Annotated in this window: 27 protein-coding genes; 12 read left to right on the forward strand and 15 right to left on the reverse strand. The window is 62.1% G+C overall.

The window, feature by feature from the left end; genetic code table 11:
* Positions 1-170: 170 nt before the first annotated feature.
* The 5 genes from tolB to ybgC all read right to left on the reverse strand — a co-directional run bounded on the left by tolB (position 171) and on the right by ybgC (position 4,624).
* Positions 171-1,454 carry a Tol-Pal system beta propeller repeat protein TolB gene (gene tolB, locus NKH73_RS03600; protein ID WP_352928763.1) on the reverse strand — a complete coding sequence of 428 codons (1,284 nt, stop codon included), beginning with the start codon at positions 1,452-1,454 and terminating at the stop codon, positions 171-173.
* A gap of 67 nt (positions 1,455-1,521) precedes the next feature.
* The gene (tolA, locus tag NKH73_RS03605) at positions 1,522-2,679 is read right to left on the reverse strand and encodes a cell envelope integrity protein TolA (protein ID WP_352928163.1); all 1,158 of its coding nucleotides are present in this window, start codon (positions 2,677-2,679) and stop codon (positions 1,522-1,524) included.
* A 7-nt stretch (positions 2,680-2,686) separates the two neighbouring features.
* Positions 2,687-3,145: a protein TolR gene (gene tolR, locus NKH73_RS03610; RefSeq protein ID WP_352928166.1), complete on the reverse strand. Its 459-nt coding sequence runs from the start codon at positions 3,143-3,145 to the stop codon at positions 2,687-2,689.
* Between the two features lie 9 nt (positions 3,146-3,154).
* Positions 3,155-3,865, reverse strand: a complete 711-nt coding sequence (gene tolQ, locus NKH73_RS03615; protein WP_095487401.1) for a protein TolQ — start codon at positions 3,863-3,865, stop codon at positions 3,155-3,157.
* A 285-nt stretch (positions 3,866-4,150) separates the two neighbouring features.
* Positions 4,151-4,624: a tol-pal system-associated acyl-CoA thioesterase gene (gene ybgC, locus NKH73_RS03620; protein WP_352928171.1), complete on the reverse strand. Its 474-nt coding sequence runs from the start codon at positions 4,622-4,624 to the stop codon at positions 4,151-4,153.
* A gap of 132 nt (positions 4,625-4,756) precedes the next feature.
* On the opposite strand from ybgC, the gene NKH73_RS03625 reads away from it, so the two are divergent.
* On the forward strand, positions 4,757-6,007 hold the full coding sequence (locus tag NKH73_RS03625; RefSeq protein ID WP_352928174.1) for a glycoside hydrolase family 5 protein: 1,251 nt from the start codon (positions 4,757-4,759) through the stop codon (positions 6,005-6,007).
* Positions 6,008-6,013: 6 nt separating this feature from the next.
* Here NKH73_RS03625 and NKH73_RS03630 read toward each other — a convergent pair whose 3' ends face one another.
* The 10 genes from NKH73_RS03630 to NKH73_RS03675 form a co-directional block, all read right to left on the reverse strand.
* On the reverse strand, positions 6,014-6,922 hold the full coding sequence (locus NKH73_RS03630) for a metallophosphoesterase (RefSeq protein ID WP_352928177.1): 909 nt from the start codon (positions 6,920-6,922) through the stop codon (positions 6,014-6,016).
* Positions 6,923-7,043: 121 nt separating this feature from the next.
* The gene (gene ruvB, locus NKH73_RS03635) at positions 7,044-8,081 is read right to left on the reverse strand and encodes a Holliday junction branch migration DNA helicase RuvB (protein ID WP_352928180.1); all 1,038 of its coding nucleotides are present in this window, start codon (positions 8,079-8,081) and stop codon (positions 7,044-7,046) included.
* A gap of 43 nt (positions 8,082-8,124) precedes the next feature.
* Positions 8,125-8,745, reverse strand: coding sequence for a Holliday junction branch migration protein RuvA (gene ruvA / locus NKH73_RS03640; RefSeq protein WP_352928183.1), 621 nt, complete (start codon positions 8,743-8,745; stop codon positions 8,125-8,127).
* Between the two features lie 27 nt (positions 8,746-8,772).
* Positions 8,773-9,192 (reverse strand): type II toxin-antitoxin system VapC family toxin, encoded by a 420-nt coding sequence (locus NKH73_RS03645; RefSeq protein ID WP_352928186.1) that lies wholly within the window; start codon positions 9,190-9,192, stop codon positions 8,773-8,775.
* A complete protein-coding gene (locus NKH73_RS03650) occupies positions 9,170-9,439 on the reverse strand; it encodes an AbrB/MazE/SpoVT family DNA-binding domain-containing protein (protein WP_352928189.1) in 270 nt (89 codons plus the stop codon). The genes NKH73_RS03645 and NKH73_RS03650 overlap by 23 nt, the downstream gene beginning before the upstream one ends.
* A 151-nt stretch (positions 9,440-9,590) precedes the next feature.
* Positions 9,591-10,100: a crossover junction endodeoxyribonuclease RuvC gene (ruvC, locus tag NKH73_RS03655; protein WP_352928191.1), complete on the reverse strand. Its 510-nt coding sequence runs from the start codon at positions 10,098-10,100 to the stop codon at positions 9,591-9,593.
* Positions 10,101-10,188: 88 nt separating this feature from the next.
* Entirely contained in the window at positions 10,189-10,719 is a 531-nt protein-coding gene (gene rcdA / locus NKH73_RS03660) for a protease adaptor protein RcdA (RefSeq protein WP_292397823.1), read from the reverse strand.
* Positions 10,720-11,109: 390 nt separating this feature from the next.
* Positions 11,110-11,514 (reverse strand): hypothetical protein, encoded by a 405-nt coding sequence (locus tag NKH73_RS03665; RefSeq protein WP_352928195.1) that lies wholly within the window; start codon positions 11,512-11,514, stop codon positions 11,110-11,112.
* 273 nt (positions 11,515-11,787) lie between these two features.
* Complete coding sequence (locus tag NKH73_RS03670) at positions 11,788-12,558, reverse strand: sulfite exporter TauE/SafE family protein (RefSeq protein ID WP_352928198.1); 771 nt, start codon at positions 12,556-12,558, stop codon at positions 11,788-11,790.
* A gap of 239 nt (positions 12,559-12,797) precedes the next feature.
* Positions 12,798-13,247, reverse strand: coding sequence for an Lrp/AsnC family transcriptional regulator (locus NKH73_RS03675; protein ID WP_352928201.1), 450 nt, complete (start codon positions 13,245-13,247; stop codon positions 12,798-12,800).
* A gap of 134 nt (positions 13,248-13,381) precedes the next feature.
* Between NKH73_RS03675 and NKH73_RS03680 the strand changes: the two genes are divergently transcribed.
* From NKH73_RS03680 to NKH73_RS03730, 11 genes are all read left to right on the forward strand, one after another.
* Positions 13,382-14,311: a DMT family transporter gene (locus NKH73_RS03680; RefSeq protein ID WP_352928204.1), complete on the forward strand. Its 930-nt coding sequence runs from the start codon at positions 13,382-13,384 to the stop codon at positions 14,309-14,311.
* Between the two features lie 134 nt (positions 14,312-14,445).
* Entirely contained in the window at positions 14,446-15,093 is a 648-nt protein-coding gene (locus NKH73_RS03685; protein WP_352928207.1) for a thiamine phosphate synthase, read from the forward strand.
* Position 15,094: 1 nt separating this feature from the next.
* The gene (locus NKH73_RS03690; RefSeq protein ID WP_352928210.1) at positions 15,095-16,126 is read left to right on the forward strand and encodes a tetratricopeptide repeat protein; all 1,032 of its coding nucleotides are present in this window, start codon (positions 15,095-15,097) and stop codon (positions 16,124-16,126) included.
* A gap of 175 nt (positions 16,127-16,301) precedes the next feature.
* Positions 16,302-16,868, forward strand: coding sequence for an elongation factor P (gene efp, locus NKH73_RS03695; protein WP_352928213.1), 567 nt, complete (start codon positions 16,302-16,304; stop codon positions 16,866-16,868).
* An 82-nt stretch (positions 16,869-16,950) separates the two neighbouring features.
* A complete protein-coding gene (locus NKH73_RS03700) occupies positions 16,951-17,751 on the forward strand; it encodes an inositol monophosphatase family protein (RefSeq protein ID WP_352928216.1) in 801 nt (266 codons plus the stop codon).
* 148 nt (positions 17,752-17,899) lie between these two features.
* On the forward strand, positions 17,900-18,592 hold the full coding sequence (gene trhA, locus NKH73_RS03705) for a PAQR family membrane homeostasis protein TrhA (RefSeq protein WP_352928219.1): 693 nt from the start codon (positions 17,900-17,902) through the stop codon (positions 18,590-18,592).
* Between the two features lie 105 nt (positions 18,593-18,697).
* Positions 18,698-19,723, forward strand: a complete 1,026-nt coding sequence (locus NKH73_RS03710) for a MotA/TolQ/ExbB proton channel family protein (RefSeq protein ID WP_352928221.1) — start codon at positions 18,698-18,700, stop codon at positions 19,721-19,723.
* A gap of 1 nt (position 19,724) precedes the next feature.
* Positions 19,725-20,756 carry a peptidoglycan -binding protein gene (locus NKH73_RS03715; protein ID WP_352928224.1) on the forward strand — a complete coding sequence of 344 codons (1,032 nt, stop codon included), beginning with the start codon at positions 19,725-19,727 and terminating at the stop codon, positions 20,754-20,756.
* A gap of 339 nt (positions 20,757-21,095) precedes the next feature.
* Positions 21,096-21,512: a hypothetical protein gene (locus NKH73_RS03720; RefSeq protein ID WP_352928227.1), complete on the forward strand. Its 417-nt coding sequence runs from the start codon at positions 21,096-21,098 to the stop codon at positions 21,510-21,512.
* A 215-nt stretch (positions 21,513-21,727) separates the two neighbouring features.
* Positions 21,728-23,212 (forward strand): carboxypeptidase M32, encoded by a 1,485-nt coding sequence (locus tag NKH73_RS03725; RefSeq protein ID WP_352928229.1) that lies wholly within the window; start codon positions 21,728-21,730, stop codon positions 23,210-23,212.
* A gap of 241 nt (positions 23,213-23,453) precedes the next feature.
* Complete coding sequence (locus tag NKH73_RS03730) at positions 23,454-25,358, forward strand: DUF3857 domain-containing transglutaminase family protein (RefSeq protein WP_352928232.1); 1,905 nt, start codon at positions 23,454-23,456, stop codon at positions 25,356-25,358.
* The last annotated feature ends 5 nt before the right edge of the window (positions 25,359-25,363 follow it).

Here is a 25,363-nt window from a genome sequence, read left to right on the forward strand (position 1 = left end):
CTGCCGTCCGCAGCCGTTTGCCCAAGAGCATCCGAGGGAGCAACAATGCGCGCGGACCGTAGGCGGAAATGCGGCCAAAACGCGACCAAGGCGTGGAAAGGAGCGAATTGAAGAATTGAGGAATCCCGTTCTCTCCATCTCTTCAATTCTTCATTTCCCCAATTCCTCTCTTACTCGAGCAGCGGCGACCAGGCCGGATCCGACGCGAAATTCGCGGTCGGGATCGACTGTTCGTTGCGACCGGTGAGATCGACCGAAACGAGTTTCGGACCGCCGGCTGAATCGCGGAAGAACATCAGCACCCGGCCGTTGGGCGCCCAGGTCGGCCCCTCCTGCTGGAAGCCGGTTGAAAGGATGCGCTCGCCCGAACCGTCGATGCGCATGACGCCGATCTGGAATTCGCCGGCGGTCTGCTTGGTGAAGGCGATGAGGTCGCCCCGCGGCGACCACACCGGCGTCGAATAGACGCCGTCGCCGAACGAGATGCGGGTCTGGCCCGAACCGTCGGCGCCCATCACATAAATCTGTGCGCGGCCGCCGCGGTCGGAGGTGAACACGACCTTGCTGCCGTCAGGCGAATAGGACGGCGAGGTGTCGATGGCCGTCGAATTGGTCAGCCTAGTCGTCGAGCGGCTTCTCAAATCCATGGCAAAGATGTTGGAATTGCCGTCGTCGCGCAGCAGGCTCATGATCACCTTTTGGCCGTCGGGCGAGAAGCGCGGCGCAAAGGTCATGCCGGGAAAGTCGCCGACCAGTTCGCGCTGCCCGGTCTCGATCTGCAGCAGATAGACCTTCGGCTGGCCGCTTTCATAGGACATGTAGGTGATTTCCTGCCGGTTCGGCGAGAAACGCGGCGTGAGCACGATCGACTTGCCATCCGACAGGTAGCGGACGTTGGCGCCGTCCTGGTCCATGATGGCGAGGCGCTTCTTGCGCGCGTTCTTCGCGCCCGACTCGTCGATGAAGACGACGCGCGTGTCGAAATAGCCCTTCTCGCCGGTCAGCCGCTCGTAGATCGCGTCGGCGATGATATGGGCGACGCGCCTTGTATTGGCGTCGTTGGCGAAGAACTGCTCGCCCGACATCTGCTGGCCGGCAAAGGTGTCCCACAGCCTGTACTGGGCTCGGACGCGGCCGTCGGCCTCCTTGCTGACGCTGCCAGTGACCAGCGCCTGGGCATTGATCACTTTCCAGTCCTCGAAGCGAGGCGTGGCATCGGGGTTCGAGATATTTTCGATGAAGGCGCTCTTGTCGATCGGCGCGAACAGGCCGGAGCGTTTCAGGTCCGCGCTGACGATGCCCGAAATCTCCGCGCCCAGCGCATCGCCGCCCTGGAAATCGGTAATGGCGATCGGCAGCGGCTCGACATTGCCTTTGTTGACGTTGAGTTCAACGAGCGCCCGCGCCGGCAAGGTGGCGGCGGCAGTCATGCCCAGCGCCATCGCTACGATCATCAGGAGCGGCTTGAGAATGGATTTCATGTCTTCTCGCTTCTCTTCAATGATTCTACGGGCGCCAGGCCTACAGGCCGAGCATCTCCCTCGGATCGAACGTGACCCGAATGTCGGCCCAGATGTCTTGTTTGCCGGCGGGAACCTGCAGACCGGCCATGTCGCATTTTTGAACCGCGCGTACGGCACTTTCGTCGAACGGGCGGTTTCCGCTCGATTTTTCGACGGACGGCCGGCCATCCAGCTTCCCGGAGGCGTCCAGGTTGAACCGGACTACGACGATGAAGTTCTCCGAACCCTCAAGCCCTGCCGGCAGTGTCCAGCAGCCGCCAAGCTGGGCCTCCAATGCGCCCTGCTCCGATCTTGAAAGCTTCTGGCCCTGATCCTTGTCGCCACCGAGCGATGCCTGCTGGGTAGAGCGTTTGGCGCCGCCGCCGGACGGTTTCCGTTTGTCGAGCAGCGCCGAAATCTCGTCGGCGTTGAACTGCTTGTCATCCGACTTCGGCTTGGATGAGGCTTCCTTGATCGGCTTGTCGGCGTCCTTGCGCTCCGGCGCCTTGGCGCTTTCGGCCTGGGCCGGCTGCGGCTTCGGCCGCGCCTGCGGGGCCGGCGCAGAGTCCGGAAGCTGCGTCTCCTCGGTAGGCGGTTCCTTGGCAATCGCTTCGGCGACGGCGTCCGGCTTGACCTCGGGCTTCGGGTCGATGGCGGCGGTCTTGTCCTGCGGCGGCGTCGGCGCCGGTTCCTTGGCCGGTGTCGGTTTTGGCTCCGCCTGCTTGACCGGCTCCGGCTTGACCTCTTCCTTCGGCTGCGGCACCGGTGCGACCTCCGTCGCCGGAACAGGCGTGGGCTGTTCCTTCGGCTTCGGCACGTCCTCGGGCTTCGGCTTCTCTTTCGGCGTCGGCGCGGGCGGCGGCGCCTCAGCCTTGTCGACCGGCTGGGGCTTGGCTTCAGGCGTCGGCGGCTTGTCGGTATCGACGCTGTTGTCGCCGACTGTCTGCGCGTCGGCCACGATGTCCGGACGCTGGGTCGGCAATGGCGCCGGCTTTTCGCTCACCGCAGCCTTCTTGTCGCCCTTCTGCATCTGCGCGATCGCTTCCATCGGCACGATTTCGACCGCCAGAGACTCAGCATCGGACGCAGGCATGGCAGGCGGCGACGACAGCGTGAACAGCCCGAAGGCCAACGCTACCGTATGCAAGATCACCGATGTGGTGAGGCCCGTCCTCATCTTGCGTCTATTGATCCTGTTCCTGCAGCGAAACCAGGCCGATATTCTTGTACCCGGCGGCCGAGATTCGAGCCATCACCTTCATGGCGGTGCCATAGTCCGTCGACTTATCGCCACGGATGAAGATGCGCTCGTCGTAACCGGTCTTCGAGATCGCCTGCAGTTTCGCCACCAGCTCCTCGATCGGGATTTCGGTCTCCTGGAGGTAGATCTGGCCGGTGGAGTTGATCGAGACGGTGATCGGCTGCGTGTCGACGTTCATCGCCTTGGCCTGGGTATCCGGAAGGTCGATCGGCACGCCGACCGTCAGCAAAGGCGCGGCGACCATGAAGATGATCAGCAGCACCAGCATCACGTCGACCATCGGCGTGACGTTGATTTCCGATATCATCGCGTGATGGCGGCCGCGCCGCCTGTGGCCACGACCACCGCGTCCTCCACCACCCGCGCCTACAGACATTCCCATGATCGTTCCTCAGGTCTTCTGCGCGACTTTTTCATCGATTTGGCGCGAGAGTATGGCGGAGAACTCGTCCGCGAACCCCTCCATGCGCACGGCGATCTTGCTCGCGTCCGACGACAGCTTGTTGTAGGCGATGACGGCGGGGATGGCCGCGAGCAGGCCGATGGCGGTGGCCAGCAGCGCTTCGGCAATGCCGGGTGCGACTACCGCCAGGCTGGTATTCTTGGATGCGGCGATCGCCTGGAACGAGGTCATGATGCCGATCACGGTGCCGAACAGGCCGATGAAGGGCGCTGCCGAGCCGGTGGTGGCGAGAAAACCAAGCCGCCCTTCCAGCTTTTCCATTTCGCGGGTCAGCGCCAGGTCCATCGCCTTGTCTATGCGGTTCTGCAGGCCAAGCGGCGATTTCGCGCCCTTCTCGAAGCTCTTCTTCCATTCGCGCATGGCGGCGACGAAGATGGCGCCCATGCCAGTGGTCTTGCGGTCGGCGAGCGTGCGATAAAGCTCTTCCAGCGACTGCCCCGACCAGAACACCTGTTCGAAGCGATTGAGCGCGAGCCGCATGCGGCCATAGGCGACGAGCTTGTCGACGATGATCGCCCAGGTCCAGATCGAGGCGCAGAGCAGCCCGATCATAACCAGCTTGACCACCCAGCCGGCTTGCATGAACAGCGCCCAAATCGACAAATGCGCGCCCGGTTCGGCGAGTGCGATATTTTCCATGGTTACGTCCTTAAGATTTTCCGGGCGCGGCTGGCCCATGGGCATCCCTTGTGGTCCGTTCGCGCAAAGCTTCCGGAATAACCCCAAATGCACCGTTGGCGGCCTTTTCGGGGCAAATGTTGGTGAAAGGAAGGCGCTGGATTCCTCCAATCTTCACCACTCTCTTCATGAACCGTTATGGTTAAGGATGGGTTAGGACGTACAGCGCGGCGCATTGCCGCGCCTTGGGCGAGCCGCCAAGCATCGTCAGCGGATCATCGGCGTCAGTAATTTACCGATTTGAACTTACCGATTTGTCTTGGGCATGAAGGCTGGGATCCATTCCTTCGGAAAACGTCTTGGCCGGCCATTCTCGCCGATGATCGCCGCCTCGACCCGCGCCTCGACCAGCACCGCGCCGCCGCGCTTCAGCTGTTGCGCCATGAAGATGCGGGCGCCTGAAATGTCCTCGGTGCGCGTCTCGATGGTCAGGATGTCGTCCATGCGGGCGGACCCGCGAAAGTCGATTTCCATGCGCCGCACCACCCAGACTATTCTTTCGCCATGCTTGCCCTCGGCGAGTTCGGTGTGATGGACCCCGGCAAGCCTGAGATAGTCGGAACGGCCGCGTTCGAAGAATTCGAGATAGCGCGCGTGATAGACGACGCCGGAGAAATCGGTGTCGGCATAATAGACCCGCGCCATCAGCCGGTGGCCGAATTCCGTCAGCGCGCCGGAAAGTCCGGCGGATAGCGCCGCCGATTCACCATGATCGTCCATTGCGCTTCCCTTTTTGGGTCTGGCCGGGCACCTAAAGTGCGACGCGCTTAGGTGGTTGTATCAGTGCGTGTCGTTGTCCCAAAACCGCTACACACTTGTGGGCGACACGCATTAGCTTGGCGCAAGAACCCGATGGCACTGTTGACGGCGATGATCAAGACCTTGATGGCGGCGCTGCTTATGCTCGGCGTGCTGGCGTTGCCCAGCCAGGCCGCAAGCTTTTCGATAAAACGCGGTCTCAACCTCGACCAGTGGACGACATGGCCGGGCGAGGACAAATGGAGCGACCGGCAGGCAATTTTGCCCTATCCGGAATGGCGCAAGTTCCTTGGTGATGATGACCTCAAGGCGCTGAAGAGCGCCGGCTTCGATTTCCTGCGCCTGCCGGTCGATCCGTCGCCGTTCCTGTCGGGCGAGACGCTGGCGCTGCGCGACGAGCTCTATGCCAGCGTGCTGGACTCTGTGCGCATGATCAATCGTGCCGGACTGAAAGTGATCGTCGACATGCACCTGATCCCTAGCGGCAATAGCCGCGAGATCGGCATGGGCCAGGTGATGGACGACCCGAAAGTGTTCGAAGCCTATGTCGAAATGGTGCGCAAGATGGCGCGCACGCTGGCCGATGAGGATCCGCGCCAAGTCGCCTTCGAGCCGATGAACGAGCCGATCGTCGACTGCGACAGCGACGGCACCAGCCTGTGGCCGGAGCGTCAGCAAAAACTGTTCGCGGCGGCGCGTTCATCGGCCACGAAGCTCACGCTGATCCTGACCGGCGCCTGCTACTCGAATGCGGCATCGCTGGCAAAAATCGATCCGAAGGCGGTCCCCGACGACAACGTGATCTGGACCTTCCACTCCTACGATCCGTTCCTGCTCACCCATCAGGGTGCGACCTGGGCCGGCGATTTCATCCCTTATGTCACCGGACTGCCCTATCCGCTCACCGCCGTGCCGCGTGCCGAACTCGATGCGACGCTCGACACGATCCGCGCCAGGATCAAGGCCGAGGCGCCATGGGCGCGCCAGAACGGCCTGCTCGCCTACCTTGATGAACAGGTCGCCAGCATCGACACGCACGAAAAGCTGCTCGCTGTCATGGACGCGCCGTTCAAGACTGTCGAAGCCTGGGCGAAGGCCCATGGGATAAAATCCGAAAACGTCACGCTCGGCGAATTCGGCATGATCCGCCAGGAATACGGCAATGCCTATGTGATGCCGGCAGAATATCGCGCCGCTTACGTCAAGGACATGATCGCGCGCGCCGAAGCGCATGGCTTTTCATGGTCGGTGTGGAGCTATGGCGGCGCCTTCGGCATCGTCGACGCTTTCAATGGCGAGAAGGCCGAGCCGGATGTGCTGGACGCGATCAGGTCGCTTCATTGAAGCGGTTCACGCTGAGCCCAGTTCGATCGAAAGAATCTCAGGACGCATCCCGAAACGCACCGGCAGGATGCTGAAGCCGAGGCCTCCTGAAACGATCAGGTTGCGGTTCTCCTCCACGACATGGCCATAGGCGAAGCGGTTGCCGAACCGCGACGGCACGACCGGAGAAAAGCCGAACAGCCGCACCTGCCCGCCATGGGTATGGCCGGAAAGCGTGAGCGAAACGCGTGACGGCACTTTCGGGAATATGTCGGGCTCGTGCGCGAGCAGGATGACCGGCGCTTCATCGGTCACCTTTGCCAGTGTGCCTTCGAGGTCGTCCAATCCCTTGAATCGACTGCAGCCCCAGGCTTTGCCTGGTCGCAATGCAAGCTGATCCGCCAGCCCGGCAACCCAGAAGCCATGCCCGTCCTTTTCCAGGCGCACGACATCGTTCTCCAGCACCGGTATGCCGGCGCTTTCGATCGCCTTGCGCGCCAGCGTTGGCCCCACTCCGGCCCTTTGCGCCGAAAGATCTTCCCACCAATCGTGGTTGCCAAGGATTGCCCACACACCGAGCGGGGCCCTTAGCCCTGACAAAGCTGGCGCCCATTCGGAAGAATCCACCCATTCCGTCACCATCCGGGTGCCGGCGGCATAGTCGCCAAGCAGGACAATCAGATCCGGCTGCAATGCGTTTACCTGTTGGGCGAGCGAAGCGATCCGCTCCGGCGTCATCCATGGCCGGCAGGCATGGATGTCGGCAAGGGCAACGACCCGCAGCCGCAAGCCTGCCGGCCAGTTTGGCGGCGTCAGCGAATAACGCTTCACATGGGTCAGAAGCATCGGCTCGATGCCGACCGCATAGGCGCTGAGCGACACCATCGAAAAGAGCGAGCCGCCGATGAGGCGCAGGAAGCCACGTCTTGTGATCATCGCTCAGCTCCGTCGTTCGCGGGATCGACGGTCCCACAGCGCGAAGCTTTAAGTCCGCAAATGCGCCGGCAAGCTGACCGGGATTAGGAGATTTTGCGCAGGAACGAAGGGCCGCGCGACGCTACTCTTCCTGGAACAGGCTGATCTGCTGCTGCGCCAAGTCCTTCGGCGCATCGAGGCCGAGATGCCGCCAGGCATTGGCGGTCAGCACGCGGCCGCGCGGCGTGCGCTGGATGAAGCCCTGCTGGATCAGATAGGGCTCGATGATGTCCTCGATCGCGTCCCGCGGCTCGGAAAGTCCCGCCGCGATGGTCTCGATGCCGACCGGCCCGCCGCCGAAATTCCTGGCGATCATCTGGAGATAGCGGCGGTCCAGCGCATCGAGGCCGAGCGCGTCGACCTCGAGCCTCGTCAGCGCCTCGTCGGCGATCTGGCGATCGACATGACCGTCGCCGGCGACAGAGGCAAAATCGCGCACGCGGCGCAACAGCCGGCCGGCGATGCGCGGCGTGCCTCGCGCGCGTCGGGCGATCTCCAGCGCGCCATCGTCGCCAAGCGGCATGGCAAGGATGCGGGCGCCGCGGCGCACGATCTGCTCCAGTTCCTCGACCGAATAGAAATTGAGACGGACCGGAATGCCGAAGCGGTCGCGCAGCGGATTGGTCAAGAGGCCGAGCCGCGTAGTGGCGGCAACCAGAGTGAAGCGGGCGAGATCGATCTTGACCGAGCGCGCCGCCGGCCCCTCCCCGATGATCAGGTCGAGTTGGAAATCCTCCATCGCCGGATAGAGGATTTCCTCGACCGCCGGGTTGAGCCGGTGGATCTCGTCGATGAACAGCACGTCGCGGTCTTCGAGATTGGTGAGCAGTGCTGCGAGATCGCCGGCCTTGGCGATGACCGGACCGGAGGTCGAGCGGAAATTGACGCCGAGCTCGCGCGCCATGATCTGCGCCAAGGTCGTCTTGCCGAGGCCGGGCGGCCCGACGAACAGCACGTGGTCGAGCGCCTCGCTGCGGCCCTTGGCGGCCTCGATGAACACTTTGAGATTGGCCCGCACCGCCGCCTGGCCAACGAAGTCGCCGAGCGTCTGCGGCCGCAAGGTCTGCTCGGCATCCTCGCCGCGCTTGTCGGGAGCAATGAGGCGTGGCGAAAGGCTCATGCCGCCTTCCTTGCACAGGGCAGGGAACGGGACAAGCGCAGACTCACCGCGCCAGCTCCTTCAGCCCGAAGCGGATCAGCTTCGACGCATCCGCGTCTTCGCCGGCGCTCTTCAGCGCCGCCGTCACCGCATTGGCAGCGGTGTCGCGGGAGTAGCCGAGATTGACCAGCGCCGAGACGGCGTCGGTGATCGGCGCCGGCGCGACGCCTTCGCCGAGTTCCTGCTTCAGGCCGATGGTGCCGGAGGCAGTGCCCGCATAGGCTGGCGCCTTGTTCTTCAGTTCGGTGACAATGCGCTCGGCCACCTTCTTGCCGACGCCCGGCGCGCGGCTGACCATGGCAATATCACGTAGCGCGATGGCATTAGCCAGATCGGCCGGCGCCAGCGTCGACAGGATGGCCAGCGCCACCTTGGCGCCAACGCCCTGCACATTGCTCATCAACAGCCGGAACCACTCGCGCTCCAGCACCGACTGGAAACCGTAGAGCCGCAGCATGTCCTCGCGCACATAGGTCTCGATGAACAGCACCACCGCCTCTCCAGGCGCCGGCAGTGCCGCCAGCGTGCGCGCCGAGCAGTGGGCGACATAGCCGACGCCGTGTACGTCGACCATGCAGAAATCCTCATCGACCTCGTCCAGCGTGCCTTTGAGCTTGCCGATCATGCCAAGACTCTCATTTGTGCAAGGCCCTCATGGATAGGTTTCCGGAGACATGATGTCGAGGTCTGGGAAGTAGCTGCGATAACGCGCGGCATCGCGTGTCAGCAAACGATGTCCCGCAACGACGGCATGGGCTCCAATAAAGAAATCCGGCAGCGTTCGTTCGCGGAGCCCGCCTGCGCGGCGATAGCGAGAATGCGTGACGCCGGCAAGGAATGCCGCTTCCCATGGCAAGAGTTCTCGATCCATCTTGAGCGTCTCAACTGCTTTACGAAGTGCGGGCTCCGTCGCTATCAGCGGCGCCAGTTCGGACCAGACGATTGTGTTGATAACGAGTGCGCCATCGCGCCTGCACGCGGTAATCGCCGACGCTGACCACTTCGTCTCCCGTCCAGCAGGACCCCAAACGTCGATCAGGACCTTCGTGTCAATCAATGTCGAGATCTTCACGTGGACCCCTCAGCCACTCGATATACTCGTCCGTAGTCATGCCTCCCAGATCCAACGTGCCGGCCATTTGATCGAGCAGCCGGCTGAATTTGCGAGAGGCCTCCTCTTCGGAAATGTCTTCGTTGACCGCGACAACACGAACGCCATCGTCATTAGGCAAGAACTCCACCTCCGAGCCTGGGCCGATACCCAGGCGATCCCGTATCTCTTTCGGGATCGTCACCTGTCCTTTGGTTGTCACCCGCATGGTAATACCTCACAGGTATTACTTACTGCCGCACCCCAGAACAAGTCAAGAACAAAACTACGCATCGGCCCGAAAATCGGAATCGATTTTCGGGCCGATGCGTAGATTCAAAGAGAGCGTACTTTGTGCGTCCAAATGGACGCACGTCGCTCTAGGCCAGCGCCGCCATCCTATAGATGACACTCTGCCGGTGGTGTGCGTGGCAGATGGCAATGGCCAGCGCGTCGGCGGCATCGTCGGTATCGAAAGTCGCCTTCGGCATCAGCACCTTGACCATCATGTGGATCTGCTTCTTATCGCCATGGCCAACGCCGATCACCGCCTTCTTGACGGCGTTGGGCGCGTATTCGGCAACGACGAGGCCCGCCCGCGCCGGCACCAGCATGGCGATGCCACGCGCCTGGCCGAGCTTCAGCGTCGCTGCCGCATCCTTGTTGACGAAAGTCTGCTCGACCGCCGCCTCATGCGGCATGGCGGTATGCAGGATCTCGACGAGCCCATCATGCAACTGGCAAAGGCGCGTCGCCAGCGCCGCCTTGTCGTCGGAACGCACGGTGCCGGAGGCGACGAAGCGCAGCGAATTTCCGAGGCTTTCGACGATGCCCCAGCCGGTGCGCCTCAGCCCGGGATCGATACCGATGATGCGAATCGTTTCCCCCATCCGCCAAGTCTACCCCTAGCGGACAGCGATGCCAGCGAAAATGTGAACAAACCAGAAACGGGCTCCCACTATGTCCCGTAGCAAACTGTCAGCCGCGGGCGAAAGCCGTGTTCAGCAGCGTGATCTGGTCGGAAACCGGATTGACGCGGCGGCCGGATGGCGACACCTCGGCCACGGCGCCGCCATAGATTTCCTCGTCCATGCGACGCACCAGCGCCTGCAGGCGCAGCGAACGGTTGATGAGGTCAAGAAAATCCTTGGGCAATTCGACCCAGCCTGCGGCATCGTTGTTGGCGGAAGCCGTGTCGAGACGCACCTTGGATTTTTCGGAAGCAACCTGGTCGCGGGTCATCTCGCCGGAATTCGCCGCGCGCTGCAAAAGCAGCCAGGAGGCGACCTGCATCAGCCTCGTGGTCAGCCGCATCGATTCGGCCGCATAGAGCGTCGCCGCCAGCCTGGACAGTTTCTTCGCTTCGGCCCGGCCCTTGCCGTCCAGATATTCGGCCGCCTGCTCGACCAGGCCCATGCCTTCCTGGTAGAGCGGCTTGAAGGATTGGGAGAAAACCCGGCGCTCCGCCAGCTTGATGGTTTGCGCGCTTCCTTTCGAAGGATCGTTCATCGATACGCCCTGCACTTGCCTACAGCCGGCCGAATCGGCGTCATCGCCGTCACGTCCTGCACCCTATATGACCGAGGCTTGAAAATGCGCTTCGGGGCGGGCGAAGGCAAGCACATGTTTAACAAACGGTTAACGGCGGCGCACGCACCCGGACAATCCGGATCGCGGGCAAAAAAAGAGCCGCGGATAAGGCGGCTCTCAGAAGTTTAACAGGGAGGCGTCAAACGAAGTGGCTCCAACCACTCGGTAAGAATCCAGATCACTGGATGCACATAGTAAACGCCTGTAAAGCTTAATGAAGCCTTAACGGCGCGGATATTTTTTGATCGAGCGTCGCCCGCCTGTGCCGTAACAGCAAATGTTCAGGCCTTGGGCTCAGACCGTTGGAACTCAGGCTTTTTGCGCCTCGGGAAGCCGCTCGGTTTTCCACACCACCGGCAGCGCGATATAGGCGAACAGCAACAATCCCGCGTAAAATCCCATCGAGGACGTTGCCACCAGCGGCTCGATCTCCGGGTTGCCACCAAGCATGATGTAAAGGCCGATCAACAGGCCGATGCCACTGATTGCCGTCAACCAGAAGTGGACGGCGGCAAGCCTCTTTTCCGCGACTGCCGGAAAAAGGTGGTAGAAGAAGGCGAACACCGCCGACATCAGCCATCCGGCCACCATGATGTGGGCGTGCGTCGGCATCTGCGCATGGTCTTTGCTGATCGCCATCTGAAGGCCGAGCGCCATCCCGAACAGTGCGTAGACGACGGCCAGTGTGAAGAAATTTCGTGCTACCTTATGCATAATATCCCCCGATTTGCCTTTTCCCGTCATGGGAATGGGTTGAATTCAGGCGGTCAGCCCGCCACCGGGTCCCCGGCATCGGGCGCATTAACATCGGCAATGTTTCTGAACGATGCCGCATGGCGCCCCGACCCTTCTCGGCACCGTCACATTAGCAGAAGACAGTGCGGCGCGCTCGCGCAATCGCCGAACGATACCGGTGCCGAGCGCCGCTTGAAATCGGACGTGAAGCTGCTGGCGCTCGGCCACAGAAAGCTTTTATAGGACGGCGATCTATAGAAGGCCGGCGATCCCGTCCCACAGAAGCTTGACCGCGACGACCGCCACGGTCGCGTAGGTGAAGGGGTAGAACAGTTCCGGCCGCATCCGCCGCACCAGCCAGGCGCCGGCGATGGTCGAAAGCGGCGCCAGCGGCACCAGGACCGCCGACGCGGTCAGGTTGGTGGTGTCGAACTGTCCCAGCGCAAAATAGGGGATGAGCTTCAATGCGTTGGTGGCGGCAAAGAAGATTGCGGCGGTGCCCGACAGCACTTTCGGATCGAGCCTGATCGGCAGCGCATAGACCTGAAAGGGCGGACCGCCGACATGGGCGACGAAGCTGGTGAAGCCGGCGACCGTCCCCCAGAAGGCGGCAGCCGCGCGGTTGGGCTCGGCGGAGTGGTTTGCACCATGCCGCATCTGCAGATAAACCCAGCGAAGCACGAAGATAATCGCCACGGCGCCGACGATCAGTCGCACCATTTCCTCTGTCACCAGCGCCGCGGTCAGCCAACCGAGGCCGATGCCGATTACCGCCCCAGGCATCATGTCTATAAGCATCTTGCGATCGTAGACACCCCACCATGTCCAGACGGAGACGATGTCCATCAGGCACAGTATGGGCAGCAGGATGGCGGCGGCCTGCACCGGCGGCATGGCCAGCGCCATCAGCGGCACGCCGACGAAGCCGACCGCACCGCCAAAGCCGCCCTTGGACAGACCGACCAGGATGACGGCTGGAATGGCGGCGGCATAGAACCACGGATCGAGAAGCAGGCCTGACATCTGAGGGGAGCAGTTGGAGGGAAGGTTGGGCTCTGGAATAGACCAGAAATGGTCACGCCGCGACCGCAAATATGCACATGCCACCGGAGCCTGTCAGAGACTGTTTCGAAATTCGCTCTGGCGAGTCATATGGTGGTGGTTTCGAGAACCGGAGCGGAGCGGACATTTGGGTCCGTGAGCACCGGAAGCGCAGAAAACGCCATCAGATGGCCGCCAGAGTAGAGTTTCCAAACGGTCTCTCAGATGTTTGGCATGTCGAGCGGTGGCGGGCGCCTCCGGATCGGCTGCGCCTTGATAATGGCGGTGCTGGTTTCGGCCTTGTCGGCGATACGGTCGAGGAGCTTGTCGAGCTCGCCGATCGAGCGCACGAACAGCCGGGCAACAAAGCAATCGTCGCCCGTCACCTTATCGCATTCGCCAAACTCAGGGATCTCCTCGATCAGCTTCTGCACGATGTGCAGCTTGCCGGGTAAGGGCCGGATGCGAACGATCGCCTGCAAGGTATAGCCGAGCGCTTGCGGATCGATCTCGATGGTGAAAGCCCTGATAACGCCGCGATCCTCGAGACGCCGAAGCCGCTCCGAAACGCTTGGCGACGACAATCCGACTTGCTGGGCCAACTCTTTCAGCGAGGTTCGCGAATCCCGGATCAGGATGTCGAGAAGCTTTTTGTCCGGCTCGTCCAGCATTTTACGGTCCTCAATCAAAAACGAAATTTTGCCTCACTTAATTAGGCAAAATGAGGGAAACACCTTCTGCAAACCATATAAATCGCCCGAGCCACGTGAGATTGTCAAGTCTCAACAAAGCTCAGGGGTATTTCATGGACAGCACGGTGCGCGGCACGATCGAAATGACGGCCGCGATGGCGATCCTCGGTACAATCGGATGGTTCGTCGTCATGTCGGGCCAGCCGATCATGGATGTCGTCTTCTGGCGTTGTGCCTTCGGCGCGATAACGCTGCTGATCATCTGTGCTGCGCTGGGGCTGCTGCGCGGCAGGCTGTCGCTGCGCATCGTGGCGATCGCGGCCCTTGGCGGCGCAGCCATCGTTATCAACTGGCTGCTGCTGTTCAGCTCGTTCTCCCGCGCCTCGATCTCGATCGCCACGGCTGTCTACAACACCCAGCCCTTCATGCTGGTTGGCTTTGGCGCGCTCTTCTTCTCAGAGCGGCTGACCATGACAAAGCTGGCCTGGCTTGGCATCGCCTTCGCCGGCATGCTGCTGATCGTGCAAGGCTCGCCTGATGCGGGCTCCGATGTAGGCCCCAATACAGGTAACGTCGGCACGGATTATTTTACCGGCATCGCGATGGCGCTGGGTGCGGCTTTCTTCTGGGCCGTCGCCGCCATCGTCACCAAGAAGCTCAAAGGCACGCCACCACACCTGATCGCCCTGATCCAGGTCTGCGTCGGCGTCGTTATGCTGGCACCCTTCGCCAACTTTTCCCAACTTCCCGCCGATGCGTGGAGCTGGAGCATGCTGGCGACGCTTGGCGTCGTCCATACCGGTCTGATGTACATCCTGATGTACGGCGCCATTCAGAAACTGCCGACGCATCTGCAGGGGTCGTTGTCCTTCATCTACCCTGTGGTCGCGATCCTGGTCGATGTCGTCGCCTTCGGCCACCGGCTGCATCCGGCCCAGATCGTCGGCGCCGCCGCCATCCTGATCGCCGCCGCCGGCATGAATCTTGGCTGGACGCTGTGGAAATCAAAGACCCCAGCCGAGAGCACTCAGGCAATCAAGTGAGGGAAGGACGTCGCCCGACGACAATCATGCGCCAATGATCCTGCCCCGCCCGCCTGTTCAAGGCCGGCACTTTGCTCTATGCCGCAATGCAACCATCTTCGCCCGGCATAGGCGAAAACCGGGATCGAAAACCAATGAACGACGCAACGCCTCCAAATCGCTGCCGCATCGTGCTGATCGCGCCGCCCGGCGTGCCGGCTGAGCGCATCGGCGCGGCGTTCGAGGGCGGCGATGTCGCCTCGCTCATCCTGCCTGAAAACGGCATGGACGAGGCCTCCTTCCAGGCCTTCGCCGAACAGATCGTGCCGGCGGCGCAAGCGGCAGGCGTTGCTGTCGTCATTGCCGGAGACACCCGCATCGCCGGCCGCGTTCAGGCCGATGGCATCCATGTCGAGGTCGGCAAGGCCGAACTCGCCGAGACGATCGAACATTTTCAGGCAAAAATGATGGTCGGCACCGGCGGCGCCAAGACCCGCGACGATGCGCTGGAACTCGGCGAGGCCAGACCCGACTACATCTTCTTCGGCCGCTTCGGCTACGACAACAAGCCGGAGCCGCACCCGCGTAACCTGTCGCTGGGGCAATGGTGGGCGGATGTGATCCAGATCCCTTGCATCGTCATGGCCGGGTCCGACCTCGCCTCGGTGGAAGCGGTGGCTGCCACTGGCGCCGAATTCGTGGCGCTGTCCAGCGCGGTCTTTGCCGAAGGCGTCGACCCAAAGATGGCAGTCGCCAGCGCCAATGCGCTGCTCGACGAGACCGCGCCGCGTTTCGAGGACTGACGTGCCGGCGCGGACAATCCTTTTCAGTGCTTTGCTTGCGGCGCTCACGGTTCGGGCCGCCGTGGCGGAAACTGTCCCATTGCCGCAAACCAAGCCCGACATCGGTGCAAAGACGGACAGGCCGATCGCCACGCCGCTGCCGCAGCCCGCCACCACGACCCCGTTGCCGTCGGCCGACGCCATCAATCCGGAACGCTTCGGTGCAAAACCATCGGATTCGGCCTATGGCGCGTTCCAGCGCGGCCTTTACAAGACGGCCTACAACCTCGCTTTGGTCCGTGCCCAGAACGGCGATCCGGCGGCGCAGACTCTGGTTGCCGAAATATTGTCGCGTGGTCTCGGCGTGCCGCTCAACGCGGCGGAGGCGGCAAAGTGGTACGCCCTTGCCGCCGAGCAGGGGATACCGGAATCACAATTCCAGTACGCGCTGATGCTGCTCGATGGCCGCTACGTCAAGAAGGACGAGAAGGGCGCCTACGCGTTGATGCAGGCCGCCGCCGAGGCCGGGAACCGTCTGGCGCAGTTCAACTTTGCACAGCTGCTGGTCCAGCAGGATCCCGGCGATGCCGGCATCGCAAAGGCGGTGTCGTACTATCAGCGCGCCGCCGCGACCGGCCTTGCCGACGCGCAATATGCGATGGCGCAGGTCTATGCCAATGGCGTCGGCGGCAAGCCGCGCGACGATGTCCAGGCCCGAGGGCTGCTGGCGCAGGCAGCACGGCAGAACTACGATACGGCACAGATCGACCTCGCCACCTGGATGATCGAGGGACGCGGTGGCGTCCGCGACCTGAAATCCGGCTTCGGCTGGATGAAGCAGGCCGCCGAGGGCGGCAATGTCGCCGCCCAGAACCGCCTCGCCAAACTTTACATGGGGGGAATCGGCACTGATCCGGATCCGATCCTCGCCGGCGCCTGGTACGTCGTTGCCCGTCGCGCCGGGCTCATCGACCCTGAGATGGACGATTTTCTGCGGGGCCTGACCGACGACCAGACGAAGCAGGCGCTGCAGAAGGCCAACCGTCTGCCCTAAGGCGCCGCAGATTGTGGGCACCTATGTCGTAGCGCGACCAGGACGTTTTCCCCGAAATGGCGTCGCCGCAGCCAAGCCTCTGCTGCCTCGCTCCCTTGCCTCTTCCGGCATTTTGTGGTCTTGGAGGCGCCAAATTGCCCATTGGGCGACCATCTCATTCCGGATCAAGATCAGCATGGCCAAGATCAATGGCAACGAAATCCGTCCCGGCAACGTCATCGAGCACGATGGCGGCCTGTGGGTGGCGGTCAGAACCAACACCGTCAAGCCCGGCAAGGGCGGCGCCTATAACCAGGTCGAGCTGAAGAACCTGATCAACGGCACCAAGCTCAACGAGCGTTTCCGCTCCGCCGAAACCGTCGAACAGATCCGGCTGGAGATGAAGGATTTTTCCTTCCTCTACGAACAAGGCGAGGCACTGGTGTTCATGGATACCGAAAGCTACGAGCAGCTCGAATTGCAGAAGGATTTTGTCGGCGACCGCGCCGCCTTCCTCCAGGACGGCATGATGGTGACGGTCCAGCTCTATGACGAAAGGCCGATTGGTATTTCGTTACCCGACCAGGTGACGCTGACCATCACGGAGGCCGATCCGGTGGTGAGGGGCCAGACAGCGGCCTCTTCCTACAAGCCGGCGATACTGGAGAACGGCATCCGCGTGCTGGTGCCGCCCTTTATCGGTTCGGGCGAGCGCATCATCGTCGACACCAACGAAATCACTTACGTGCGCCGCGCCGACTAAAAGCATGATCCCAAAAAGTTGCAGACTTTTTGGATAAGATCATGCCTCGAAGCAAGTAGGCGCAGCAGCAGGAAGAAACACTATGGCGCGTTCCGCGATCCTCAATGTCATGGTCCAGGCTGCCATGAAGGCCGGCCGTTCGCTGGCGCGCGATTTCGGCGAAGTGCAGAACCTGCAGGTCTCGATGAAAGGGCCGGGCGACTATGTCAGCCAGGCCGACCGCAAGGCCGAAGACATCCTCTTCACCGAGCTGTCGAAGGCGCGGCCGGGCTACGCCTTCCTGATGGAGGAGCGCGGTGTGATCGAAGGCGACGATGGCCAGCACCGCTGGATCGTCGACCCGCTCGACGGCACCACCAACTTCCTCCACGGCATTCCGCTCTTCGCCATCTCGATCGCGCTGGAGCGCCAGGGCCAGATCGTCGCTGGCGTCGTCTACAACCCGGCGATGGACGAGCTCTATACCGCCGAGCGCGGCGGCGGCGCCTTCATGAACGATCGCCGGCTGCGGGTCGCCGGCCGCACCAAGCTGATCGACACGGTGATCGGCTGCGGCGTGCCGCATCTCGGGCGCGGCCAGCACGGTAATTTCCTTATCGAGCTGCGCAACGTGATGGCCGAAGTCTCGGGCGTGCGCCGCCTCGGCTCCGCCTCGCTCGATCTCGCCTATGTCGCCGCCGGCCGCATGGACGGGTTTTGGGAGATCGGCCTGTCGGCCTGGGATATCGCTGCGGGCATCCTGCTGATCCGCGAGGCGGGCGGTTTCGTCTCCGACTTCGACGGCGGACAGGACATGCTGGACGGCGGTTCGGTCGTCGCCGGCAACGAGATCATCCAGCGCGCGCTGTTGAAGACCGTCAAGAAGCCGGTGGCGCCGCGCTAGATCAAAAAGATAGAGACCATCCCGATTCTATCGGGACGGATCAGGCTCTAGCGGACTTGGCGCGCTGAACCGCCGCAGTCGCAAAACCGCAAGCAAAGCTTGAAATACTGACCGGCATCCGCCCAGATAAGGGGATGCAGGATCGCTCATGACGGACATCGGGCCCGAATCCCAGATCGAAATCCCGTTCGTGGGACGCTGGCACTACTCGCGCGCCGAAATGATCGCCGACGGCATCGTCCATGCGGTGGGCATCGTGCTGGCCATTGCCGCCGGCTCGGCGCTGTTGGCGCTGGCCGCCTTCCATACCGGTCCGGGCGAATACATCGCCGCTGCTTTCTATGTGGTTTCGCTGCTCACCGTGCTGACGGTATCGCTGGCCTATAATCTGTGGCCCGTGTCGTCGCCGGCCAAGTGGATATTGCGGCGCTTCGACCATGCCGCGATCTATCTGCTGATCGCCGCAACCTACACGCCCTTCCTCGCCCAGCTCGACGGCTCGCCGCTGGCCATTTCGATGATCATCCTGGTCTGGGGTGCAGCAGCAATCGGCATCGCCATCAAGGTGTTTCTTCCCGGCCGTTTCGACCGGCTGGCGATCGTCTTCTATCTCGCCATCGGCTGGAGCGGCATCGTTCTGGTCGAGCCGCTCGTCCAGACATTGCCGACGACATCGATCGCGTTGATCATTGCCGGAGGTATCGTCTATTCCTGCGGCGTCGTCTTCTTCGCCTGGAAGGGCCTGCGCTTCCACAATGCGTTGTGGCACGGCTTTGTCGTCACCGGCGCCGGCCTGCATCTGGCCGCCATGGTCGACTGCCTGGTCATCAACCGGCTTTGACGCCAATGATCCGGTCGGCAATATTGCCACACGCCATTCAATTTCGTCATAATTCCGTTTAGAGTCGCGCTCAACGTGATCGGCGGCATCGGAAACGGGGCACGGATGACTTTTCTCAAATCTTTCGGCATGGGCAAACGCTCCGACGTCCTGATGTACGACCCTCACAAATTGTCGAGTCCGCAGGTCTTTCTCATGACCATGGTCATCTTCCTGATGATCGTCGCCTTCATCGCCGCCATCCTGACCCGTCAGATCTCGAGCGCCTTCGTCACCAATCCCGGTCTCAACGGCCTGATCATCGGCGTGCTGGTGGTCGGCATCCTGCTGGCCTTCGTGCAGGTCGGCCGGCTGTTTCGCGAAGTGCGCTGGGTCAACTCCTTTCGGGCCGGCTCCGAAACCACCGAACCGGTGCTGCTGGCGCCGATGAAGGCGATGATCGGCCGCTCGTCGACGATCGCCTTCTCGACCAGTTCGATGCGGACCATGCTCGATTCGATCGCCACCCGCCTCGACGAAACCCGCGACACCTCGCGCTACCTTGTCGGGCTGCTGGTGTTCCTTGGCCTGCTCGGCACCTTCTGGGGCCTGCTCAACACGATCGGCTCGATCCGCGAAACCATAGAGTCGCTCGATCCCGGCACAGGCGATGCCGCCGCCGTGCTCGAATCCCTGAAGCAGGGGCTTTCCGCCCCGCTGGCCGGCATGGGCACCGCCTTCTCGTCCTCGCTGTTCGGCCTGTCCGGCTCCCTGGTGCTCGGGTTCCTCGACCTGCAGGCCGGCCGCGCCCAGACGCGCTTCTACACCGAGCTCGAAAACTGGCTGTCCTCGGTCACCGACCTGTCGTCCGACATCGTCGTCGCCGAACCGGCCAAGGCCGAATCCTCCGACGAGATCCGCGTCCTGTCGGAAAGACTGCGCAGCTTGCAGGAGAATGGCGGCGGCGCCAATCCGCGCGTCGCCACCGCCATGGCCAATCTTGCCGACGGCATTTCGGGCCTGGTCAAAAATATGCGCTCGGAGCAGCAGATCATGCGCGATTGGGTCGAAGCCCAGTCGGACGAGCAGAAGGCGATGCGCAGCACGCTGGAGAAGATTGCCGACGCCCTGAAGAAGCCTGGGGTCCATTAGCATGGCACTCGCCAGGAGCCGGCGTACCGATCGCCGCATCGACTACTGGCCGGGCTTCGTCGACGCGCTGTCGACGTTGCTGCTGGCGATCATGTTCCTGCTCACGGTCTTCGTGCTGGCGCAGTTCCTGCTCGGCCGCGAAATCTCCGGCAAGGACACGGTGCTCAACCGCCTCAATCTGCAGATCAACGAACTGACCCAGCTTCTGGCGCTGGAGCGCTCGACGACGCAGGACAAGGAAGATTCGCTCGCCAATTTGCAGGCTTCGCTGTCGGCGTCGGAGGCGGAAAAGAGCCGGCTCGAGCAATTGCTGGCGCAAGGCGCTGGTGCCGGCGACGCGGCCAACCAGCGCGCCACCGCACTTTCGGGCGAACTCGACAGCCAACGCCAGATCAGCCAGCAGGCACTGAGCCAGGTTGAAATCCTCAACCAGCAGATCGCGGCGCTGCGCAGGCAGATCGGAGCGCTCGAACAAGCACTCAACGTGTCTGAAACCCGCGATCGCGAGTCCAACACCAAGATCGCCGATCTCGGCCGCCGCCTGAACGTCGCGCTGGCACAGCGTGTGCAGGAGCTGAACCGCTACCGGTCCGACTTCTTCGGGCGCTTGCGCGAAATCCTCGCCGACCGCGAGAACATCCGAATCGTCGGCGACCGTTTTGTTTTCCAGTCCGAAGTGCTTTTCCCGACCGGGTCCGAAGTGATCAATGACGCCGGCAAAGTCGAGATGAAGAAACTCGCCGACGCCATTATCGACCTGCAGAAGGAGATCCCGCCGGAGATCAACTGGGTGCTTCGCGTCGACGGCCATACCGACGACAAGCCGCTATCGGGCACCGGCCGCTACCGCGACAATTGGGAATTGTCGACGGCGCGCTCGACTTCGGTGGTGAAGTTCCTGATCGAGAACGGCGTGCCGGCCAACCGGCTGGTTGCGGCCGGCTTCGGCGAATTCCAGCCGCTCGATCCCGCCGACACCGAAGACGCGCGCAACAAGAACCGCCGCATCGAGCTGAAACTGACCGAGCGCTGATCCGGATCAGGCTGGCTCAAGGCGAACGCGCGGATTTAATGCATGTCGCGCAAAAGTGTGCAGCGGTTTTGCGATAACGACATGCAAAACGCAACCTAAAGCGCGTCGCATAAGACCGGTCAAACGCGACGCGCTTTAGGGCGCCAATGCAGGCCGGCAAGGCTTGAAAAGATTACCTTTTTTTGATTACACTTTGCCGAGAACCGCGCCTACCTGTGTTATGGGGCCGAGGACCGCCGGCGGTGGAACCCCCATCGCGACGCGACGCAACCGGACGGCCCACGGCCGGAAGGTGGGCGTCCCAGATTGCCGCCTTCCCCAGTAAAAGGAGACGCAGCCATGCGCTCTTTCACCCCTAGGACCCTCAGGGCCGCGACGCTTGCCGCACTTTTCGTCACCGTTCCGTTTGCTGGCGCCTATGCAGCATCGACCGCCTTCTACGGCCCGCGTGAGACAGCTTTGATCGACCAGATCCAGAGCGTGGATACCGGTATCCGGGCCGCCACGCAGGCGAACCAGCTCGAGCCGGGCGAGGCGCGTGACTTGCGCACGCAGATCACTCGACTTGATCGGGCCGCCCAGAGGGCCGCGCGAGATGGAACGATGCCGACCACGCGATATCACCAGTTGCTGGCGCAACTCGACGATGTGAGCCAAAAGCTGCGGGCCGCCACCGGCAGCGCCTTCCTCATCGGCAGCGGCGGCGATGGCGGATATTATCCAAACGGCTACGGCCCAAATTATCCAAACCCCTGAAGTCATCCGGACAGCGCCGCGTTATGTCGCCGGCCGGCCCGGCGCCTTCGGGCTTTTGCCTCGCGGGCGTCTTTTTCACTACAGCGCCGCGCGTCCTTTTGTGAAGCGCGGCGCTGTAGTGGGCATTCAAAGCGCCTGTTGCAAACTGCCTTCAGGGTTGCCAATGCCAGCGCATTGGTATCTTTTCCCGCCGTTCAAATTCAGCGGGACCCACCATGTCCTTTCAAAAACTCGACGACCTCGGCCACAAGCTCGAAGCGCTGGAACATGCGCTCGCCATTCTCGGCGCCGATGAGGCAACCCACATGGCCGTCGGCGGCGGCGAGAAACGCGCAGAGGCGATGTCGGCGCTGGCCGGCATGCATCACGCCAGAGCGACCGCGCCGGAGATCGCCGACTGGATCGCAGCGGCCGAACAGGAAACGCTGAACGAAGAACAGCAGGCAGCGGTCAAGGAATTCCGGCGGCAGTACACCAACCTGACCTGCCTGCCGGTCGAATTCGTCGAGCGCCAAACGACCGCACGCATGCGCTCCGAGCAGCTCTGGCGCGACCTGCGCGCGAAAAACGACTGGGCAGGATTCTTGCCGGCGCTCGAAGGCGTCGTGGCGCTGGTGCGCGAGGAAGCCGCACTTCGCGCCGAGGTGCTCGGTCTCGACCCCTACGACGCGCTGATGGAGCAATATGATCCCGGCAATCGCGCCGCCGATATCACACCGGTCTTCGCCGAGTTGAAGCGCTTCCTCAGGGATTTCGTGCCGGAGGCGCTGGCCGTGCAGGAGGCGCGGCTGACGAAGCGCCCGCTGAAGCCGCTTTCCGGCAGCTATGCGATCGAAAAGCAGCGCGAGCTCGGCCTCGCCATGATGGCAGCGGTCGGCTTCGACCTCACCCACGGCTCGCTTTCGGTGTCGCATCATCCGTTCTGCGGCGGCGTGCCGAGCGACGTCCGCATCACCACCCGCTACAAGACCTCCGACTTCCTGTCGGCGTTGATGGGCGTTCTGCACGAGACCGGCCACGCGCTTTACGAACAGAACCTGCCGAAGGCGTGGGCGCACTGGCCGCTCGGCAAGGCCCGCGGCATGGCCGTGCATGAAAGCCAGAGCCTGTTCGTCGAAAAGCAGATCGGTCGCAATCCAGAATTCTGGCGCTGGGCGCTGCCGGTGGTCGAAAAGCACCTCGGCGAGGCCTGGTCAATCGACGACATCCTGCCGCATGTGCATCGGGTCGAGCGCGGCCTGATCCGCGTCGACGCCGACGAGGTGACCTATCCACTGCACGTCATCCTGCGCTACGAACTGGAGCAGGAGCTTGTCTCGGGGCGGCTGGAGGCTGCCGACCTGCCCGAGGCATGGGACGCCAAGATGCGCGACTATCTCGGCCTGTCGACCATCGACAACCCGGCCGACGGACCGATGCAGGACGTGCACTGGCCGGGTGCCGCCTTCGGCTATTTCCCATCCTACACGCTGGGCGCGATGATGGCGGCGCAGCAATGGGCGGCGCTGACTAGGGAGCATCCTTCGGCCGGCGAGGATCTTGGCAGGGGAGACTTCGCGGCGATCAACGACTGGCGCCGCCAAAAGATTTGGTCGCAGGGCTCGCGCTGGTCAACGCCGGGCCTGCTCGAACGGGCGACGGGTGAAAAACTCAACGCCACGCATTTCACGGAGCATCTGAAGAAGCGCTACGGCACTTAGGGCCGTTCCCCTCCGCCTTGCCGATCGTTGGCATTCTCGAAGATACCGCACGATCCACCATTCTCGATCTCGGCAAGGCCACCCTGCCTTGCGGGGCGCAGTTTACTTTTCTATCACTAGTAGTGTTCGACTGTGATCTGGCGGGGCATACAGGGGCATGGGGCGGGTAAGGCACTTTCAGACGGCGGCGGTCGCAAGACTCACCGCATTGATTGTTATTTGCACGGTCTGCTGGCCAGCCATGGCCGGTACGAACGTGCACAAGGGCAGTCTTGGTAATTGGATCGAGCGAGTCGCACTCCCCAAGGCCGACCCGCAATTGGACAGTCAGATCAAGAACGGCATATCCAACCTGCTGTCGGATTATCAGATCCGGAAGCGCCCGGGCGGATTGGAGATCTTCGACCGCTATGCCTACAAGATCGTCGACCGCACAGGCCTGGAACGCGGCGCCAGCATAAGTTTTGAATTCGATCCTGCGACCGCCGATGTCACCGTGAATTGGATCGACATCATTCGTGACGGCGTGGTGATCCAGCGCCTTTCCGATGCTGATTTCGACGTGTTTCGGCGCGAGAGGGATGCGGAGAAGGGCCTCTTTGATGGTTGGCTTACCGCTTACGTGAACATCAACGATGTTCGGGTCGGAGACATCGTCGACTATGGCAAGACCACGGTCAGAACTCCGATCATCGGCACGGATCTTCTTTTCCATTCCTTTGCCGTGGCTTGGGACGAACCGATCGCTCTCATCCGCGAAAGAGTGACGTGGCCAACGGTGCAGCCCCTGAATTTCCGACAGGTCAGGACGGACATACGCCCGGATGTCCAGTCTACCGGAGAAACGACTACCTATCTTTGGCAAAGCGCCAACCCGATCCCGGTGAAATCCCAGGAAAATCTGCCGCCGGACTTTCCCATATATCCGTCCATCGAGATCTCTTCGACATCGGAATGGCAAGATATCGTCGACACGGTCCTTCCGTATTATCGGCTCGACCAGGAGCTGCCTGCAGATTTCGCATCGAAGCTCGATGCCATTGCCGCAGAATACGATACGCCCGAAGAGAGGATGATCGAGGCAATGCGGTTGGTCCAGGATACCATCCGCTATGTCAGCCTGTCGATGGGCCGCGGTTCCTATATCCCGCGTAGCCCGACGACAGTGGTGGCAAGCGGCTTCGGAGATTGCAAGGACAAGGCGCTGCTTCTCGCCTCCGGCCTGCGGCGACTGGGAATCCATGCGGACGTGGCTCTCACGGACCTTGATGAAGGGCTTGCCCTCGCCACGATTCTTCCGACGATCAGGGCGTTTGATCACGTCATCGTAAAGGTCGTCATCGACAGCCAGACGTACTGGATCGACGCGACCAATTATTTGCAGGGGGGCAGAGCAGATAATCTTATGCCGCCCGACTACGGCTTTGCGTTGCCCATCGTCGCCGACAATGTGGGGATGGAAAAGATAGACCGGAAGGAACTCTACCAGCCGACCGCCTTTGTGAGCGAGGAATTCGACTTTCCCAAACGTAAAGGCGAGCCGCTCAAGCTGACGGTTACCACCACCTATTTGGGCGCAGATGCCGATAGCATGCGCTATAAGCTTGTCGCGCAATCGGCGACAAAGATCGCGGACGACTATCTCAAATATTACAATCGCCAGTATCCCGGAATGAAAAGCCTGGGACCGTTGGTGACGAACGACAGCCGCGACAAGAATCTGGTCTCGGTAATCGAATCCTACGAACTGCCGGCAGACGATCTCGACGCCGATAACCTCTCCAAGGAATTCGCGCTGAAATCGGATGTCGGCATCAGGTATCTGCCAGAGCCCGTGCTGCTCGAAAGGAGCGCGCCAATCTGGCTGGGCAGCCCGATCTTCCGACGACACCGGAGCACCGTCAGAAATCTGAAGGCCCGCTTCGTAGGCCCCGAGGACAATGACGACGTCGTCACGCCCTATGTTGCATTCAAGGCTCGTTGGACGAGCACCTCCACCGAATTTCAGGTCGACTGGTTTCTCAAGACCATCAATGACCAGGTTCCCGCCAAGAACATCGGCCCCTATTTAAAGTCCCTCAGGAAGATAAACGACAACGCGACTTGGAATTACAATTTCGCCTATTCGGACGCCGAAGCGAACTGACGCCA

Origin of the sequence: Mesorhizobium sp. M0938, from assembly GCF_040319125.1 — a bacterium.
GTDB lineage: Bacteria > Pseudomonadota > Alphaproteobacteria > Rhizobiales > Rhizobiaceae > Mesorhizobium > Mesorhizobium robiniae.

Excerpts from the sequence above, each read along its gene's own strand:
- tolB (WP_352928763.1), bottom strand. The coding sequence starts at position 1,454 with ATGATCGTAGCGATGGCGCTGGGCATGACTGCCGCCGCCACCTTGCCG.
- tolA (WP_352928163.1), bottom strand. The coding sequence starts at position 2,679 with ATGAGGACGGGCCTCACCACATCGGTGATCTTGCATACGGTAGCGTTG.
- tolR (WP_352928166.1), bottom strand. The coding sequence starts at position 3,145 with ATGGGAATGTCTGTAGGCGCGGGTGGTGGAGGACGCGGTGGTCGTGGC.
- tolQ (WP_095487401.1), bottom strand. The coding sequence starts at position 3,865 with ATGGAAAATATCGCACTCGCCGAACCGGGCGCGCATTTGTCGATTTGG.
- ybgC (WP_352928171.1), bottom strand. The coding sequence starts at position 4,624 with ATGGACGATCATGGTGAATCGGCGGCGCTATCCGCCGGACTTTCCGGC.
- NKH73_RS03625 (WP_352928174.1), top strand. The coding sequence starts at position 4,757 with ATGGCACTGTTGACGGCGATGATCAAGACCTTGATGGCGGCGCTGCTT.
- NKH73_RS03630 (WP_352928177.1), bottom strand. The coding sequence starts at position 6,922 with ATGATCACAAGACGTGGCTTCCTGCGCCTCATCGGCGGCTCGCTCTTT.
- ruvB (WP_352928180.1), bottom strand. The coding sequence starts at position 8,081 with ATGAGCCTTTCGCCACGCCTCATTGCTCCCGACAAGCGCGGCGAGGAT.
- ruvA (WP_352928183.1), bottom strand. The coding sequence starts at position 8,745 with ATGATCGGCAAGCTCAAAGGCACGCTGGACGAGGTCGATGAGGATTTC.
- NKH73_RS03650 (WP_352928189.1), bottom strand. The coding sequence starts at position 9,439 with ATGCGGGTGACAACCAAAGGACAGGTGACGATCCCGAAAGAGATACGG.
- ruvC (WP_352928191.1), bottom strand. The coding sequence starts at position 10,100 with ATGGGGGAAACGATTCGCATCATCGGTATCGATCCCGGGCTGAGGCGC.
- rcdA (WP_292397823.1), bottom strand. The coding sequence starts at position 10,719 with ATGAACGATCCTTCGAAAGGAAGCGCGCAAACCATCAAGCTGGCGGAG.
- NKH73_RS03665 (WP_352928195.1), bottom strand. The coding sequence starts at position 11,514 with ATGCATAAGGTAGCACGAAATTTCTTCACACTGGCCGTCGTCTACGCA.
- NKH73_RS03670 (WP_352928198.1), bottom strand. The coding sequence starts at position 12,558 with ATGTCAGGCCTGCTTCTCGATCCGTGGTTCTATGCCGCCGCCATTCCA.
- NKH73_RS03675 (WP_352928201.1), bottom strand. The coding sequence starts at position 13,247 with ATGCTGGACGAGCCGGACAAAAAGCTTCTCGACATCCTGATCCGGGAT.
- NKH73_RS03680 (WP_352928204.1), top strand. The coding sequence starts at position 13,382 with ATGGACAGCACGGTGCGCGGCACGATCGAAATGACGGCCGCGATGGCG.
- NKH73_RS03685 (WP_352928207.1), top strand. The coding sequence starts at position 14,446 with ATGAACGACGCAACGCCTCCAAATCGCTGCCGCATCGTGCTGATCGCG.
- efp (WP_352928213.1), top strand. The coding sequence starts at position 16,302 with ATGGCCAAGATCAATGGCAACGAAATCCGTCCCGGCAACGTCATCGAG.
- NKH73_RS03700 (WP_352928216.1), top strand. The coding sequence starts at position 16,951 with ATGGCGCGTTCCGCGATCCTCAATGTCATGGTCCAGGCTGCCATGAAG.
- trhA (WP_352928219.1), top strand. The coding sequence starts at position 17,900 with ATGACGGACATCGGGCCCGAATCCCAGATCGAAATCCCGTTCGTGGGA.
- NKH73_RS03710 (WP_352928221.1), top strand. The coding sequence starts at position 18,698 with ATGACTTTTCTCAAATCTTTCGGCATGGGCAAACGCTCCGACGTCCTG.
- NKH73_RS03715 (WP_352928224.1), top strand. The coding sequence starts at position 19,725 with ATGGCACTCGCCAGGAGCCGGCGTACCGATCGCCGCATCGACTACTGG.
- NKH73_RS03720 (WP_352928227.1), top strand. The coding sequence starts at position 21,096 with ATGCGCTCTTTCACCCCTAGGACCCTCAGGGCCGCGACGCTTGCCGCA.
- NKH73_RS03725 (WP_352928229.1), top strand. The coding sequence starts at position 21,728 with ATGTCCTTTCAAAAACTCGACGACCTCGGCCACAAGCTCGAAGCGCTG.
- NKH73_RS03730 (WP_352928232.1), top strand. The coding sequence starts at position 23,454 with ATGGCCGGTACGAACGTGCACAAGGGCAGTCTTGGTAATTGGATCGAG.